Source organism: Erwinia plantamica, assembly GCF_043420595.1.
Lineage (GTDB): Bacteria > Pseudomonadota > Gammaproteobacteria > Enterobacterales > Enterobacteriaceae > Erwinia > Erwinia aeris.
Genome location: NZ_JBGCUC010000009.1, coordinates 172696 through 188262, shown reverse-complemented (window position 1 = coordinate 188262; position 15567 = coordinate 172696). Strand labels below are relative to the sequence as shown.

The 15567-nt window shown below is 55.5% G+C and carries 12 protein-coding genes; 4 read left to right on the top strand and 8 right to left on the bottom strand.

Going from position 1 to position 15567, the window contains the following annotated elements; translation table 11 throughout:
- Positions 1–4 precede the first annotated feature (4 nt).
- Complete coding sequence (gene sufA / locus AB3U87_RS12170) at positions 5–379, bottom strand: Fe-S cluster assembly scaffold SufA (protein WP_125289773.1); 375 nt, start codon at positions 377–379, stop codon at positions 5–7.
- Between the two features lie 392 nt (positions 380–771).
- Here sufA and AB3U87_RS12165 point away from each other — a divergent pair, with 392 nt between their 5' ends.
- Positions 772–1176, top strand: a complete 405-nt coding sequence (locus AB3U87_RS12165) for a hypothetical protein (RefSeq protein ID WP_253454450.1) — start codon at positions 772–774, stop codon at positions 1174–1176.
- A gap of 70 nt (positions 1177–1246) precedes the next feature.
- On the opposite strand, the gene ydiJ is transcribed toward AB3U87_RS12165, so the two are convergent.
- Complete coding sequence (gene ydiJ / locus AB3U87_RS12160) at positions 1247–4300, bottom strand: D-2-hydroxyglutarate dehydrogenase YdiJ (RefSeq protein ID WP_394149174.1); 3054 nt, start codon at positions 4298–4300, stop codon at positions 1247–1249.
- Between the two features lie 213 nt (positions 4301–4513).
- Here ydiJ and ydiK point away from each other — a divergent pair, with 213 nt between their 5' ends.
- Positions 4514–5635 (top strand): AI-2E family transporter YdiK, encoded by a 1122-nt coding sequence (gene ydiK / locus AB3U87_RS12155; protein WP_253454452.1) that lies wholly within the window; start codon positions 4514–4516, stop codon positions 5633–5635.
- 422 nt (positions 5636–6057) lie between these two features.
- Here ydiK and ppsA read toward each other — a convergent pair whose 3' ends face one another.
- Positions 6058–8439, bottom strand: coding sequence for a phosphoenolpyruvate synthase (gene ppsA, locus AB3U87_RS12150; RefSeq protein WP_394149172.1), 2382 nt, complete (start codon positions 8437–8439; stop codon positions 6058–6060).
- Between the two features lie 467 nt (positions 8440–8906).
- Here ppsA and ppsR point away from each other — a divergent pair, with 467 nt between their 5' ends.
- Complete coding sequence (gene ppsR, locus AB3U87_RS12145) at positions 8907–9737, top strand: posphoenolpyruvate synthetase regulatory kinase/phosphorylase PpsR (protein WP_125289768.1); 831 nt, start codon at positions 8907–8909, stop codon at positions 9735–9737.
- A gap of 164 nt (positions 9738–9901) precedes the next feature.
- Complete coding sequence (locus tag AB3U87_RS12140) at positions 9902–10948, top strand: 3-deoxy-7-phosphoheptulonate synthase (RefSeq protein ID WP_394149170.1); 1047 nt, start codon at positions 9902–9904, stop codon at positions 10946–10948.
- 204 nt (positions 10949–11152) lie between these two features.
- Here the strand turns inward: AB3U87_RS12140 and AB3U87_RS12135 are convergent, their stop codons facing one another.
- From AB3U87_RS12135 to AB3U87_RS12115, 5 genes are all read right to left on the bottom strand, one after another.
- Positions 11153–12592: a protein adenylyltransferase SelO gene (locus AB3U87_RS12135; protein WP_370733952.1), complete on the bottom strand. Its 1440-nt coding sequence runs from the start codon at positions 12590–12592 to the stop codon at positions 11153–11155.
- Between the two features lie 101 nt (positions 12593–12693).
- Positions 12694–13434: an EAL domain-containing protein gene (locus AB3U87_RS12130; RefSeq protein WP_253454456.1), complete on the bottom strand. Its 741-nt coding sequence runs from the start codon at positions 13432–13434 to the stop codon at positions 12694–12696.
- Between the two features lie 330 nt (positions 13435–13764).
- Positions 13765–14223, bottom strand: a complete 459-nt coding sequence (locus AB3U87_RS12125; protein ID WP_301729668.1) for an NlpC/P60 family protein — start codon at positions 14221–14223, stop codon at positions 13765–13767.
- Positions 14224–14253: 30 nt separating this feature from the next.
- Positions 14254–14988 carry a vitamin B12 ABC transporter ATP-binding protein BtuD gene (gene btuD / locus AB3U87_RS12120; RefSeq protein ID WP_394149167.1) on the bottom strand — a complete coding sequence of 245 codons (735 nt, stop codon included), beginning with the start codon at positions 14986–14988 and terminating at the stop codon, positions 14254–14256.
- Positions 14989–15534, bottom strand: coding sequence for a glutathione peroxidase (locus AB3U87_RS12115; protein WP_253454459.1), 546 nt, complete (start codon positions 15532–15534; stop codon positions 14989–14991).
- Positions 15535–15567 lie beyond the last annotated feature (33 nt).

The window sequence follows — 15567 nt, the reverse complement described above, 5'->3', positions numbered from 1 at the left end:
AAATTTACTCAACGCCAAAGCTCTCACCACAGCCACAGGCGTGTTGAGCTTTAGGATTATTAAATTTGAAAATCTGGTTCAGGCCTTCACGAACGAAATCGACTTCGGTTCCGTCGATAAAAGGCATAGCCTGCAGCGGCACATAAAGATTCGCGCCGTTATGGGTAAACACTAAATCATCTGACGCAGGCTCTTTAATCAAATCCATGGTGTAGCCGAATCCGGCGCAGCCGGACGTCTTAACGCCCAGCTTTAAACCCTTAACGTGCGGGTCGCTGGCGGACAGCGCGATGATTTGCTGTGCGGCGCTGTCGGTAAGCGTCAGTCCTTTCCAGACGAAATCGTCCGGCGAAAAAGAAGCGGTCGTTGCTGATGGCATAACATTACCTCGCGAGTCGGTAGCCCTGCGGGCTGATACCCCTATGTTAGTGATAATGATTGTCTCTTCAACCTCTTGTTTTGCAGGGATTAAGGCCAACCGGGCTTTTTTGGGCCTCTTTATTCAGTTTAGACCCTGTGAAGAGGTTTGCGATGTGTGTCACGCAGTGATTTAACGAAATGGTAACACATTGAAAAGCAGCCAGTAAATATCAGCCGCGCTGCGCTAAGCAGGAATAATAGTTATTTTACCTCTTTCATCCTTAACGCGTATTGTTATTACCAATTTATCTGAGAGGCAGCATAAATCGATAAAAATTTTTTGCGCCAGCGTTGAATAATGCGCCAGTTATAATATGATAATGATTATCATTAGCGTGAATGGGTCCCGGAATGAATCTGACGATGAGTGCCTGGCTGCAACATAAAATTGATGAATACAAGTTTTCCATCCGGGATATCACCGTTGATTACACTATGGCGCAGGCCAAAGTGAATCGGCCTGAATGCACCCTGGAACAGCTGCGTAAGTTTAACGATACCTGTCTTGATATGGCCGAACTCTGCCAGCTAAACGGCGATGACCAGAGCTATCTGCACGCGCTCGGCAGGCTGCATCAACGTCTGTTGCAGGAATTGGGCAATCCCGAGCGGGAACGCCTCTTCCGTATGCAAGCCTGGCAGCTGGCGCGCCACTCGCTTACCCGTCTGTGCCATCAGCTCGCGCTGAGCGGCGAATGGGATAAGGCGACCGCGCTGCAAAATGAGTTTGTGCGCAAAGCCTCGCGAATTATGTAGCTCGCCGCCAGAACAGACCATTATACCCTGGCGGCGTGAAGATATCTGCTCTGGCATTACCGAACGCTGCTTAAAGCAGCTCCAGCAGCGCCTGTAAAGGATGCCGCATGCCGTTACCCTCGAGGCGTTTCACCTGGCTGCGGCACGAATAGCCGGTCGCCAGGCAGCGCTGGCGCGGCAGTTTTTGCAGCGCCTGATGCCATGACAGCTCATAAATACCCAGCGAGTTAGCCAGATTTTTTGTTTCATGCCCGTACGTGCCCGCCATACCGCAGCAGCCTACGCTGACGTTTTCCAGTTTTGCGCCAAAGCGCGCGAATATCCCTGCCCACTGCTGGCTGGATGCGGGTAGCGCAGTGACTTCCGTACAGTGGCCGAACAGATACCAGGCTTCGCCGCTTTGCGGGACGGGCTGGCGCGCCGGCAGCGCATTTTGCAGCCATTCATGCACCAGCTGCACGTGGAAGTCGCCGCGTTTTTCGCCAAGGATCTCTTTGTATTCGTCGCGGTAGCAAAGCACCAGCGCCGGATCGACGCCGACCATCGGCAGCTGGAGTTTCGCCACGCGATTAAGAAAATCCGCCGTTTTCTGCGCGGTTCTGGCGAAGCGCTGTAAAAAGCCTTTGATATGTTGCGCCTTGCCGTTGGGCGAGAAAGGCAGCACCACCGGCCGATAGCCAAGCTTCTCCACCAGCGTCACAAAATCGCTGACCAGCCTGGCTTCGTAATAGCTGGTAAACGGATCCTGCACGATCAGCACATGCTGCGCGCGCTGCGTTTCGCTCATTGCCTCAAGCTGCTCCAGGGTGGTGGTCACCGCCCGCTGCCCGGCCAGCTGCTGCTTCAGATTGGGCGAGGAAAGCAGCGGCAGATCGACCATGCCGATATGATCCTTACTCAGCTTGCGCACCAGCGGCTGGCGTAAAAAGAAGTTAAAGAACGTGGGCGCTTTTGCCATCAGCGGCGCGTAGCTTTCCACGCCGGCGACCAGGTGATCGCTGACCGGACGCAGATAGCGGGTGTGGTAAAGCTGCAGGAAACGGGAACGGAAGCCGGGCACGTCGATTTTTATCGGACACTGGGTGGAACAGGCTTTACAGGCCAGACAGCCCGACATCGCCTCTTTCACCTCGTGCGAGAAATCATATTCGCCGCGCTTCGCGTGCCAGCTGTTGCGGGTGCGCTCGATCATGCCGCGTAGGCTGACTTTCGCCTGGGGCAGCGAGCGTTCCAGCGCCAGCGGATCGACGCCCTGCTCCGCCAGCAGCCGCAGCCATTCGCGGGTCAGCGTGGCGCGGCCTTTCGGCGAGTGAATACGATTGCCGGTGATTTTCATCGACGGACACATCGGGCTGCGCACGTCAAAATTAAAACACAGACCGTTGCCGTTGCACTCCATCGCGCCGCGCCAGTCGCTGCGCACGTTGACCGGAATTTGACGATCGAAGGTGCCGCGCTTTACCGCATCCACTTTCATCATCGGCTCGTCAACGCCCAGGGGCGCACAAATTTTCCCCGGATTAAGCCGGTTATCGGCATCGAAGGCCGCCTTGATGCGGCGCAGGTCGTTGTATAACGCTTCGCCAAAAAACGCCGGGCTGTATTCGGCACGGAAGCCTTTGCCGTGTTCACCCCACAGCAGGCCGCCGTAGCGCGCCGTCAGCGCCACCACCTCGTCGGAGATTTGCTTCATCAGCATTTCCTGCTGTGGATCGCACATATCCAGCGCGGGGCGCACGTGCAGCACGCCCGCATCGACATGGCCAAACATGCCGTAGCTCAGGTTGTGGCTGTCCAGCAGCTGGCGGAACTCGACGATATAGTCCGCCAGATGCTGCGGCGGCACACAGGTATCTTCGACGAAAGGGATCGGTTTGGCGCGGCCTTTGGCGTTGCCGAGCAGCCCGACCGCTTTTTTACGCATGGCGTAAATGCGCTCAATACCGCCAATATCGTTGCACAGCTGATAGCCGATAATACCCGCCTCGCCGGCCGCCATCAGGCTTTCCAGCCGCTGGCAAAGTGAGGCGACCTGACCGTCGATCAGCGCCTTATCGTCTCCGGCGAACTCAACAATATTCAGCCCCAGCATTTCCTGGTCCGGCACGTTGGCGATCAGCTCGCTGACCGAATGCCAGACGATATCTTCCCGTGCCAGGTTCAGCACCTTTGAATCAACCGTTTCAACCGACAGCGCCTGCGCCTCCACCATAAAAGGTGCGCTGCGCAGCGCCGAGTCGAAGGAATCATATTTGATATTGACCAGCCGTCGCACTTTGGGGATCGGCATGATGTTCAGGCGGGCTTCGGTAATAAAAGCCAGCGTGCCTTCTGCGCCGCACAGCAGACGGGTTAAATCCACCTGCTGCAAATCGTCGCTGATGGCGTGGCGCAGATCGTAGCCGGTCAAAAAGCGGTTGAGCTTTGGAAACTTCTCAACAATAAGGTCACGGCGATCGCGGCAGCATTCCAGTACCGTGCGATAGATTTCGCCCTCGCGCGTTTGCTCCGCCGCCAGCTGCTCCGCCACGCCTGTCGGGATTGCCCGCGTATCCAGCAAGTCGCCGCCCAGCAGCACCGCGCGCAGCCCTAAAACGTGATCGGAGGTTTTGCCATAAACCAGCGAGCCTTGCCCTGACGCATCGGTATTAATCATGCCGCCGAGCGTGGCGCGGTTGCTGGTGGAGAGTTCCGGCGAGAAGAAGTAGCCCAGCGGTTTCAGGGCGGCGTTGAGCTGGTCTTTGATCACCCCCGCCTCTACTTTTACCCATCCCTGCTCCACATTGATGTCCAGAATGCGGTTCATATAGCGGGACATATCGACCACGATGCCCTGATTCAGCGCCTGGCCGTTGGTGCCGGTGCCGCCGCCACGCGGCGTAAAGACCAGGCTTCGATAGCGCTCTTCGCCCGCCAGACGAGCAATCAGCGCAACATCGGCCGTGGATCGGGGGAACAGCGCCGCATCGGGCAACAGCTGATAGATGCTGTTATCGGTGGACAGGGTAAGACGGTCGGCATAGCTGGTAGCGGTATCACCGGTAAAACCCTGCTGCTCTAACGCCTGCAAAAAATTCAGCACCAGTTGAACGAGGCCCGGCGCCTGAGAAATCTGTGGGATCATTATCGTGTGACCAGGTTGTGTTTGAGGTGTAACGTTTGCTCTTTCTTATGGTTTTATCACATTTTTTTATGACCTGTCGCCCTTTCAAAACCCCAGCGAAAAGAATAACGTGCCGTTTGTGTGGAAAATGCGTTTAATACATCAGGAGCGGAATGTCCGCTCCCGCTTTCCGGCCTTTCTGACGACTTTATTACTTGAGGTTAATGGTCATACATGAAGAACACGCAAAACGGATGGGATATGCTGCAAATCATCTTCTCCATCCTGTTTATTACGCTGCTGATCGTCGCCTGTCTGTGGGTGGTTCAGCCCTTTGTGCTGGGATTCGCCTGGGCGAGCATGGTGGTGATCGCCACCTGGCCTTTGATGCTGAAAATCCAGGGCTGGCTGTGGGGGCGCCGTTCACTGGCGGTGATCGCCATGACGCTGCTGCTGGTGCTGCTGTTTGTTATCCCCGTCGCGCTGCTGGTTAACAGCCTGATTGAGAACAGCGGGCCGGTAATCGCCTGGGCGACCTCGGGGCATGTGATGCTGCCGCAGATGCTGTGGCTACACGACATTCCGCTGGTGGGCAAAAAACTCTATTCCGCCTGGCGTCATCTGGTGGCGGGCGGCGGCACGGCGATGGTGGCCAGCGTTCAGCCCTATATCGGGCGCACCAGCATCTTTTTATTCGCGCAGGCCGGGCACTTTGGTCGCTTTATGCTGCATCTGGGACTGATGCTGCTGTTCAGCGTGCTGCTTTACTGGCGCGGTGAGCAGGTGGGTAACGGCATTCGCCACTTTGCCTATCGGCTGGCCCATCGTCGCGGCGACGCGGCGGTGCTGCTTGCCGGTCAGGCCATCCGCGCCGTGGCGCTTGGCGTGGTGGTTACCGCGCTGGTGCAGGGCGTATTAGGCGGTATCGGCCTGGCCATTTCCGGCATTCCTTACGCTACGGTACTGACGGTAGTGATGATCCTCTCCTGCCTGGTGCAGCTGGGGCCGCTGGTCGTGTTGATCCCCGCTATCATCTGGCTCTACTGGAGCGGCGACACCACCTGGGGCACCGTCCTGCTGATCTGGAGCTGCGTGGTGGGCACGCTGGATAACGTGCTGCGGCCAGTGCTTATCAGAATGGGTGCCGATTTGCCGATGATTTTGATCCTTTCCGGCGTGATCGGCGGGCTGGTGGCGTTCGGCATGATCGGCCTTTTTATTGGCCCGGTAGTGCTGGCAGTCTCTTATCGACTGGTATCGGTCTGGATGCATGAAGAACCCGCGCCCAGAGACGATCCTGAAGAGGTCGTTGAAGAACTTGCTGAAATAGAACAGGAAAATTCAGTTAAGCAATAACTTTAAGGCGGTTAGCATGCCTGACCGCCTTAATGCTTTAAAACCACCTATTACTTTAAAAGGCGCATTTGTTAAGCAACTTTTACCATTATCCGCCGGTTTTTCGCCCTTCCCGTCTCACTTACCGGCAATTGATTAATATAAGTACACATATCGCCCCTTACGCCTGCAATTTCAGTGATTAAATATTATCGTCTTTAAACTAATAAGAGGATTCTTAAAGACTCACTTCAGCGGGGGGAATAGTATATCGGTTATGTTTAGCAGCAACGCGCTGATTTATAAACAACCTTTTTCCCCAAACACCCTAAAGAATTGCTGTGTGTAGTCTTTGCCCATCCCATGTGATGGGCTTTTTTTTATCCATAGCAAAGCAAAAAGGCCGAACAAGTCGGCCTTTCACTGCGTCTGGTAATGAATCGCTACGCTTTAGGCAGTTCTGCCAGGCTTAACCAGGTCTGAACTACCGTGTCCGGATTGAGCGACAGGCTGTCGATGCCCTCTGCCATCAGCCATGCGGCAAAATCTTCGTGATCGGATGGCCCCTGGCCGCAAATGCCCACGTATTTTCCGGCTTTTTTCGCCGCACGGATCGCCATCGACAGCAGCGCCTTCACCGCATCGTTACGCTCATCGAACAGTTCTGATACCACGCCGGAATCCCTGTCCAGCCCCAGCGTCAGCTGCGTCATATCATTTGAGCCGATGGAAAACCCGTCGAAGTATTGCAGGAACTCATCCGCCAGCAGCGCGTTAGAAGGGATTTCGCACATCATAATGATTTTTAATCCGTTCTCGCCACGCTTCAGGCCCTGACGCCCCAGCTCTTCCACCACCGCTTTCGCCTGCGCGACAGTACGCACGAACGGCACCATCACTTCGACGTTGGTCAGCCCCATTTCGTTGCGCACGCGCTTGACGGCCTCGCACTCAAGCGCAAAGCAGTCGCGGAAGCTGTCGGCCACGTAGCGGCCCGCGCCACGGAAGCCCAGCATCGGGTTTTCCTCTTCCGGCTCATAGTGCTTGCCGCCGACCAGGTTAGCGTACTCATTGGTTTTAAAATCCGACAGGCGCACAATCACCCTTTTCGGCGAGAAAGCGGCGCCCAGCGTGGCGATGCCTTCCGTCAGGCGGGCAATATAGAACTCTACCGGATCGTCAAAGCCTTTCATCATGCTGCGGATCTGCTGCTGCAATTCCGGCGTCTGACTGTCGAATTCAAGCAGCGCCTTAGGATGCACGCCGATCATGCGGTTAATGATAAATTCCAGTCTCGCCAGCCCCACGCCCTCATTAGGCAGGCAGGCGAAGTCGAAGGCGCGATCGGGATTGCCGACGTTCATCATGATTTTCAGCGGCAGCGCGGGCATTTCATCAACCTGTGAGCTTTTTACCTCAAAGTCGAGCAGATCGTCGTAAACATAGCCGGTATCGCCTTCTGCGCAGGAGACGGTGACCTTATGGCCATCCTTCAGAAGCTCGGTAGCGTTACCGCAGCCGACCACGGCAGGAATACCCAGCTCGCGGGCGATAATGGCGGCATGACAGGTACGCCCGCCACGGTTGGTAACGATTGCCGACGCTTTCTTCATAATCGGCTCCCAGTCGGGATCGGTCATATCAGTGACCAGCACGTCGCCTTTTTCGATGCGGTTCATCTCGCTGATATCGTGGATCACTTTGACCTCGCCCGCACCGATACGATGGCCGATAGCGCGCCCCTCCACCACTACGGCACCTTTCCCCTGTAGCGTATAACGCTCCATCACCTGGCCATTGGAGCGCACGGTTTCCGGACGCGCCTGCACGATAAACAGCTTGCCGGTATGGCCATCCTTCGCCCATTCAATATCCATTGGCCGCTGATAATGTTTTTCAATCTGCACCGCCTGTGCCGCCAGCGCTTCCACTTCTTCGCTGCTGAGGCTGAAACGGTCACGCTCCGCTTCCGGCACGTCTTCGATTTTGACCTGCTCGCCGTGCGCCTGCGAATCGGCGTAGACCATACGGATTTTTTTCGAGCCCATGTTGCGACGCACGATAGCGGGACGACCCGCCGCCAGCGTCGGCTTATGCACATAAAATTCGTCCGGGTTAACCGCGCCCTGAACCACCATCTCGCCCAAACCATAAGCAGAGGTAATAAACACCACCTGATCGAAGCCCGATTCGGTATCAATGGTAAACATTACGCCAGCGGCGCCGGCATCGGAGCGCACCATCCGCTGTACGCCAGCCGACAGGGCGACGCCGCGATGATCGTAGCCCTGATGCACGCGATAAGAGATCGCCCTGTCGTTAAACAGCGAGGCGTAAACATGCTTCACCGCCACCAGCACGGCGTCGAAGCCCTGTACGTTCAGGAAAGTTTCCTGCTGGCCGGCGAAAGAGGCATCCGGCATATCTTCGGCCGTAGCGGACGAGCGCACGGCGAACGAAGCCTCGGCGTCGTCAGCGGAAAGCTGCTGGTAGGCTTCACGGATAGCCTGCTCCAGCTCTGGCTGAAAAGGCGTCTCTACAATCCACTCGCGGATCTGTTTACCCGCTTTTGCCAGTTCGTCCACGTCATCAATATCGGTTTTGTCCAACAGCGTATGGATGCGCTCACTGACGCCGCTCTGATCGAGGAACTGATTGAATGCATCGGCCGTAGTGGCAAAACCGTTGGGAACGGAAACGCCAAGCGATGACAAATTAGTGATCATTTCACCCAGAGAGGCATTTTTGCCGCCCACCCGATCAACATCGTTCATGCCAAGCTGGTTATACCAGAGCACAAACGGCAGTGCGCCTTGATTGGACATTGAAGCAATCCTTTTATGAATGAATTAATGGAAATAGCATCGTGCGTTTTTGAGCCTGGCACATTCCGTGTATGGAAAGAAACTGTTGAATCGTTCAAGCTGACTAAAAGGAAAACTTTAAGACTATTCCGCGAACAGCAATCTTATTTCGGGCGATAAAAATATATTTAAGCTTATGATATATAAGATTATTTTAATTAAAAGGGCTATTTAAAAAAGGAAGAGATGTGGCGAGCTATTTTGATTCCCTTTTAGCATGCTTTTCCGGAAAATAGCGCTTTTTACGCATGACAAACAGGAACGTTATTTCATTAATCCTCTTTTTCAGCCCCGTCTTTCTTTTTATAAAAACAAAAAGTTCATTACAATGAGAAGTGAAATTTTAATTTAATTTCGTCAGCTGGCGCTAATTGCTATAAGACTGTAGTTTAATTTACTCTGCCACTCAGTTTCTTAGGGATCGAAAAATGGACAGCAACGAACGCAGCGTATTTTATATTTCTGACGGAACGGCCATTACCGCTGAAGTGCTCGGCCACGCGGTGCTTTCGCAGTTTCCTGTCAACATTAACAGCGTGACGCTGCCCTTTGTGGAAAACGTGCAGCGGGCGCAGGCGGTCAAAGCGCAGATTAACGCTATCTGGCAGAAAAGCGGCCTGCGCCCGCTGGTGTTTATTTCTGTGGTCACGCCGGAAATCCGGGAAATTATTCTGCAAAGCGAAGGCTTCTGTCAGGACATCGTCCAGTCGCTGGTGGCGCCGCTTCAGCAGGAGCTGGGCATAGCGCCCGCACCGGTCGCCAACCGCACGCACGGTCTGACGGCCAACAACCTGGGCAAGTACGATGCGCGCATCGCCGCCATCGACTACACCCTGGCACATGACGACGGTATCTCGCTGCGCGGGCTGGAGGAGGCGCAGGTGATCCTGCTGGGCGTTTCGCGCTGCGGCAAGACGCCGACCAGCCTCTATCTGGCCATGCAGTTTGGCATTCGCGCCGCCAATTATCCTTTTATCGCCGACGATATGGATAACCTGAAGCTGCCGCCCGCGCTGCGGCCTTTCCAGAACAAGCTGTTTGGCTTAACTATCGATCCCGAGCGGCTGGCCGCGATCCGCCAGGAGCGGGCGGAAAATACCCGCTACGCGTCCATGCGGCAATGTCGGCTGGAAGTCGGCGAGGTGGAAGCCCTGTTTCGTACCCATCAGATCCGTTACCTCAACAGTACCAATTACTCCGTTGAGGAAATCGCCACGAAAATTTTAGATATCATGGGCCTGACGCGTCGAATGTACTGAGGCGCAGCCGTTTTTTGATTCCGCGCCAGAAAAAGTGATATTTATCCCGTTGCGCCGTTCTGTCCGGCGTTTCGGGTTGAAATCCACGCCGTGTCGGGTTTATTGTGATCGCCATCACTTCCCGGTATTTCCGCCGCTGCGAAGAAAAAAATTTTTGGACAACTATGAACAAGACAGATGAACTGCGGACCGCGCGCATCGAGAGCCTGATTACGCCTGACGAACTGGCGCAGCGTTTCCCGATCACGCCTGATATCGCCGCGAACGTGACCGCTTCCCGCCAGCGTATTGCCCGGATTTTGTCCGGCGAAGATCGCCGCCTGCTGGTGGTGATCGGCCCCTGCTCGCTCCACGATCCCGATGCCGCGCTGGCCTATGCGGCGAAGCTTAACGCGCTGCGCCAGCGCCATGCCGCCGAGCTGGAAATCGTGATGCGCGCCTATTTTGAGAAACCGCGCACCGTGGTGGGCTGGAAAGGCCTGATTTCCGATCCCGATCTGGACGGCAGTTTCCGGGTGAATCACGGCCTGGCCGTAGCGCGCGAGCTGCTGCTGGAGATCAACCGGTTGGGCATGCCTACGGCCACCGAATTCCTGGATATGGTGGTGGGTCAGTTCCTGGCAGATCTCATCAGCTGGGGAGCCATCGGCGCCCGTACCACAGAAAGCCAAATCCACCGCGAAATGGCTTCCGCGCTTTCCTGTCCCGTTGGCTTTAAAAACGGCACGGACGGTAATATTCAGATTGCGGTCGATGCGATACGCGCTGCCCGCGCCAGCCACATGTTCCTGTCGCCGGACAAGCATGGACAGATGACCATTTATCAGACCAGCGGCAACCCGTCCGGCCACATCATTATGCGCGGCGGCAAGCGGCCAAACTATCATGCGGAAGACGTCGCCGCCGCTGCCGCCAGCCTGCGCGAACACAGGCTGCCGGAACGGCTGGTTATTGATTTCAGCCACGGCAACTGTCTGAAACAGCACCGCCTGCAAAAAGAGGTCGCCGCGTCCGTAGCGCAGCAGATCCGTGACGGTTCGTCGTCGATTGCCGGCGTAATGATTGAAAGTTTCCTGAAGGAAGGCACCCAGAAAGTGCAGGCCGGTACGCCGCTGGTATACGGCCAGTCGATTACCGACCCCTGCCTGGGCTGGGGTGACAGCGAAGAGGTGTTAGCGCAGCTGGCCGAGGCGATTAAAGCGAGGCGCTAAGACAGGCCTGAAAGCAGGCAGGACGCCGTGCGCATGGACGCGCTGGCGTACCCTGCCTGCCGCTTTATCATCTTTGTTGAAGCCTGCATCACGTCCGTTTAATTACCCTCGTTAAAGCCTGCATCACGCCCGTTTAATCACCCTTGTTCAAGCCTGCATCACGTCCGTTTAATCACCCTCGTTCAAGCCTGCATCACGCCCGCTTTAGCTCGAGCAGCTGACCTCCAGCTTTTTACCCCAGTCTGGCGGACGCCGCATCAAATCGGCAAACTCCGGCGCGTCATCAAAAGGCCTGATCAGCGCCTGGTGTAGCCTGGCCAGCACGCTGACGTCATCCTGCTCGGCCTGTTCAATCGCCTGCTGGGCCAGATAGTTTCTTAACACCACGGCCGGATTGACCTGCTTCATCTTTTGCTGACGCGTAGCGTCGTCGCTCTCTTCCTGCAGTAACCGCTGACGGTAAATGTTGTACCAGCTGTCAAAGGCTTCACGATCGATAAACTCATCCCGCAGCGGCGAACGCGACTGCTGCTGCTCGGTATCGCACAGCATGCGGAAAGTCAGCGTATAGTCGCTGCCCTCTTTAGTCATCAGCGACAGCAGCCCGGTCAGAATGTTGTTATCGTCTTTATCCTGCGTCAGCAGGCCCAGCTTCGCGCGCATCCTGTCGCCCCAACACTGCATCAGCTCCGGCTCGTATTCCGCCAGCGCCTGCTTCAGCTGGGCGGTATCCAGCAGCCCGGAAAGCGCATGCGCCAGCCTGTTCAGGTTCCACAGCCCTACCACCGGTTGATTATCGAAGCTGTAGCGCCCCTGATAGTCAGAATGATTGCAGATAAAATCCGGTTTGTAGTCGTCCAGGAAACCGTACGGGCCGTAATCCAGCGTTATCCCTAATACCGACATGTTATCGGTATTCATTACGCCATGCGCAAAACCGACGCTCTGCCACTGGGCGATTAGCCTGGCCGTGCGCCTGACCACATCACGGAACCAGAGCAGATAGCGATCCTGCTCCTCCTGCAAATGCGGCCAGTGATGACGGATTAAATAGTCAGCCAGCTGGCGGACTTTTTCCGGCTGCTGCGCGTAAAAGAAATGCTCAAAGTGGCCGAAGCGGGCGTGGCTTTCCGCAACGCGCAGCAGCATGGCGCCGCGCTCGGTGGTTTCCCGCTGCACAGGCTCGTCGCTGGTAACGACCGTCAGCGCGCGGGATGTGGGAATACCGAGGTGATGCATCGCTTCGGAGGCAAGAAATTCGCGCAGTGAAGAGCGCAGCACGGCGCGTCCGTCGCCCATACGTGAATAGGGCGTCAGGCCCGCGCCTTTCAGGTGCCAGTCCATTTTACGGCCGTCGTCCAGCTGCTGTTCGCCCAGCAGGATGCCGCGCCCGTCGCCCAGCTGTCCCGCCCAGACGCCAAACTGATGTCCGCTGTACACCTGCGCCAGCGGCTGCATGCCCGGTAGCAGCTGCGCGCCGCTCCAGATAGCGGTTTTATCGGCGGTGAACCAGCTTTCGTCCAGCCCCAGCTCCCGCGCAAGCGGCGCGCTATGATAAAGCAGACGTGGGTTTTTCAGCGGCGTAGGATTGAGGGCGGTATAAAATCCCGCCAGCTCGTCATGCCAGCTATTGTTAAAATGCATACGCTCCCCTTACTGTTTACCGACGCCCTGATGCGCTTTCGGTACCGGCTTTAAGTGTAAACCTCATACGCTGCGGTAAACACGGAGAGAGTAAAGGGATATTACATCGCTTCGCCTGTCAGCTCTTTCGGCGGCACAATCAGCGAGGAAAGCGACTCTCCCGTTACCGGAGAAAACAGCGCGCTTTGAATACCGTCGAACTGATAGCGGCTGACTTTTTCCAGGCCGGTAATATCGTCCACGCCCTGGACAATAACCTGCTGGCAATGGGGCTTAATATGCTCCAGCAGCGTACTGATAAACGGCTGAAAAGAGATCCGGTTAATATTATGCTGAATAAAGCCTTTATCGAGCTTAATACGGGAAAAGAGATTGTCGTATACTGCTTTTGACGGCGCTTTTCCTGCGCCGTAATTCGCCAGGCTTAAATCAAACCTTTCACTGAGCGCCATCAGGCCGGGGTGATCTTTCCCCAACTTTAAGTCGGTGAAACTTTCGCTAATTTCCAGCTCCAGCCACGCCAGCGCGTCCAGTTTGCGGCTCAGAAACTCGCTATCAAGGATGGTTTGTGCCAGCAGTTCGTCTATTTTCAGCGTGACCTTCACTCTTTCCTGACTAAAAAAATCGGCGTGTCGTTCAATGCAGTTGATCTGATTCTGTAATAAAAGAATACGCTGATCTGTATTGAGCTGTGGTAGTAAAAGTTCCTGAGGGATGGCGACGTTAGCGGTACTGTGGGAAAAATGCGTGAGCAATTCGACGGCGATAAGCTGCCCGCCGAAACGGTAGATCGGGTTAAAAGCTGTGTGACTTTTATAATCCGCTTCCAGATGGATATTCATTTTTATTCAGCCATGATGCAGCCGCCGTACGGCGCATTAATACGCCTGTTGTACACCGACCAGGATAAAAACCCATAGCGGGTTAAGCTATCACATATTCAGCAAGAAAAAATGCTTTACTATTAAAGCATAGTTTCGTGCTGAGATATCCCCGTGGCGCATTTCTTTAAACTATCTTTACAAAATCCGACACGGGAAATCACTTTTAACGGGCTGGTTAAAGCCTGATGCAATAAGCTGCTAAACCGGCCCGCCGGGTTTATTATAGCCACAAAAGTTAACCGGCGGATAGATAAGCCTTTTCTGAAATTCGTTAGCAGGCTATATTAATTAAATACGCCTCGCCTGCCAGAAAACTTTTTTCCAGTACACGTTATTCAGCGACGATCGGATTACGCCCTGGCTGGTAGAAGCATGGATAAACTGGTCGTCAGTATCATAAATGCCGACGTGCAAACCGTTTTCTCCCGCGCCGGTTTTAAAAAACAGTAAATCGCCAGGCAACAGATCCTTTTTACCGATGCGCGTTCCCGTTTTCGTTTGCGCAAGCGTCGTACGCGGCAGCTGCAAATCAAAGCGATCGCGAAAGGTCAGATAAACGAACCCGGAGCAGTCAACGCCTCTGCGTCCCATGCCGCCGTAGCGATAGGGCGTGCCGCGCCACTCGCTGAGCTGTTCGTTCAGCCGGGCGATAACCATAATGGAATCGGAAAGATGGCCGTTCGGCGGCGGCGCATGGCTGCTACAGCCCGCCAGCAGGATAGCCAGTAATAAGACCAGGTAGCGCATAACAGATTCCCTTTATTCTTTGCCGCTGGTTTAAAACAGCGTGGTCAACAGCGATTGTCCTTCTACATCTATTTTTCTGAAAGGCACGTGATACACCGCCGACAGCGTTTCCGGCCGTAACACCTCTTCCGTGGCGCCCTGCCTCACTAAAACCCCCTCTTGCAGCAGCCAGATGCGCCGGGCGTGATGCAATGAATGATTGATGTCGTGTCCGCTCATGATAATCGTCAGGCCTTCTGCGACCCTGGCGGCCACACAGCGATCGAACGCGGCCTGCTGTGCCAGATCCAAACCGGTTAACGGCTCATCCAGCAGCAGCAGCTGCCCTTCCGGCTGCGCGGTCTGACAGAGCACCGCCACCAGACGCACCCGCTGCCATTCTCCGCCGGAGAGGCGGTTAAGCGAGCGAGCCAGTTTATCCGCCAGCTGAAAAGTTTCGCAAAGGGTTATCAGTATCCGATCGCCCTCGTCCACCAGCTGATGCTGCTTAAGGTAATGCCAGACCGGCATACTGCCAGGTGGTCGCTGCTGCTGGGCCAGATAAGCGCGATGGCGGGCCAGCGCATAGCCGTTCCAGGCCGACAGCGGCGTGCCGTTGAAAACGATACGCCCTTCCGCCGGCAACAATCCCGCCAGCGCCGCCAGTAAGGCGCTTTTACCTGCCCCGTTAGGGCCAAGCAGATGGATCAGCTCGCCCTTATCAACGCTGGCGGTAAAGGGCGCGAGGCGCTGCGCGACCGCAACGCCCTCACACTGCAACAGCATCTATTTTGCCAGCGCCGCTTTGATACTTTCCATCACAATAGGATCTTCCGGCGTCATATCCGGCGAGAAGCGCTGTACCACCGTGCCGTCGCGACCAACCAGGAACTTTTCGAAGTTCCATAAAATGTCGCCCGGCTCTTTTGGCGCGCGTCCTTTACTGCTCATACGCGCCAGGAAACCGCTATTTTCCGGCGCTACCGCTTCCGGTCTTGCCGCAATCAGCTGGCGATAGAGCGGATGCCGATGCGGGCCGTTGACCTCGATTTTACTGAACATCGGGAAGGTTACGCCATAGGTGGTGCTGCAAAACGTTTTAATCTCTTCGTTGCTGCCCGGCTCCTGCTCCAGAAACGCGTTGCAGGGGAAGCCAAGCACGGCAAAACCCCGATCCTGCCAGGCTTTGTGAATATTTTCCAACTGCTCATACTGCGGCGTCAGGCCGCACTTAGAGGCGACATTAACGATCAGCAGTACGTTGCCCTGCCACTGCGCCAGCGTCGTCGGTTCGCCATCCAGCGTCACCAGTTCTGTATCGTAAATACTCATTGGTTTTTCCTGTTTCAGTAGAGAAAAAAGCGG

What these genes read in the sequence shown, in the direction of transcription:
- AB3U87_RS12140 (WP_394149170.1), top strand. Translation starts at nt 9,902, where the DNA reads ATGAACAAGACAGATGAACTGCGGACCGCGCGCATCGAGAGCCTGATT.
- ppsA (WP_394149172.1), bottom strand. Translation starts at nt 8,439, where the DNA reads ATGTCCAATCAAGGCGCACTGCCGTTTGTGCTCTGGTATAACCAGCTT.
- AB3U87_RS12135 (WP_370733952.1), bottom strand. Translation starts at nt 12,592, where the DNA reads ATGCATTTTAACAATAGCTGGCATGACGAGCTGGCGGGATTTTATACC.
- AB3U87_RS12125 (WP_301729668.1), bottom strand. Translation starts at nt 14,223, where the DNA reads ATGCGCTACCTGGTCTTATTACTGGCTATCCTGCTGGCGGGCTGTAGC.
- ydiJ (WP_394149174.1), bottom strand. Translation starts at nt 4,300, where the DNA reads ATGATCCCACAGATTTCTCAGGCGCCGGGCCTCGTTCAACTGGTGCTG.
- AB3U87_RS12165 (WP_253454450.1), top strand. Translation starts at nt 772, where the DNA reads ATGAATCTGACGATGAGTGCCTGGCTGCAACATAAAATTGATGAATAC.
- AB3U87_RS12115 (WP_253454459.1), bottom strand. Translation starts at nt 15,534, where the DNA reads ATGAGTATTTACGATACAGAACTGGTGACGCTGGATGGCGAACCGACG.
- sufA (WP_125289773.1), bottom strand. Translation starts at nt 379, where the DNA reads ATGCCATCAGCAACGACCGCTTCTTTTTCGCCGGACGATTTCGTCTGG.
- ppsR (WP_125289768.1), top strand. Translation starts at nt 8,907, where the DNA reads ATGGACAGCAACGAACGCAGCGTATTTTATATTTCTGACGGAACGGCC.
- ydiK (WP_253454452.1), top strand. Translation starts at nt 4,514, where the DNA reads ATGAAGAACACGCAAAACGGATGGGATATGCTGCAAATCATCTTCTCC.
- btuD (WP_394149167.1), bottom strand. Translation starts at nt 14,988, where the DNA reads ATGCTGTTGCAGTGTGAGGGCGTTGCGGTCGCGCAGCGCCTCGCGCCC.
- AB3U87_RS12130 (WP_253454456.1), bottom strand. Translation starts at nt 13,434, where the DNA reads ATGAATATCCATCTGGAAGCGGATTATAAAAGTCACACAGCTTTTAAC.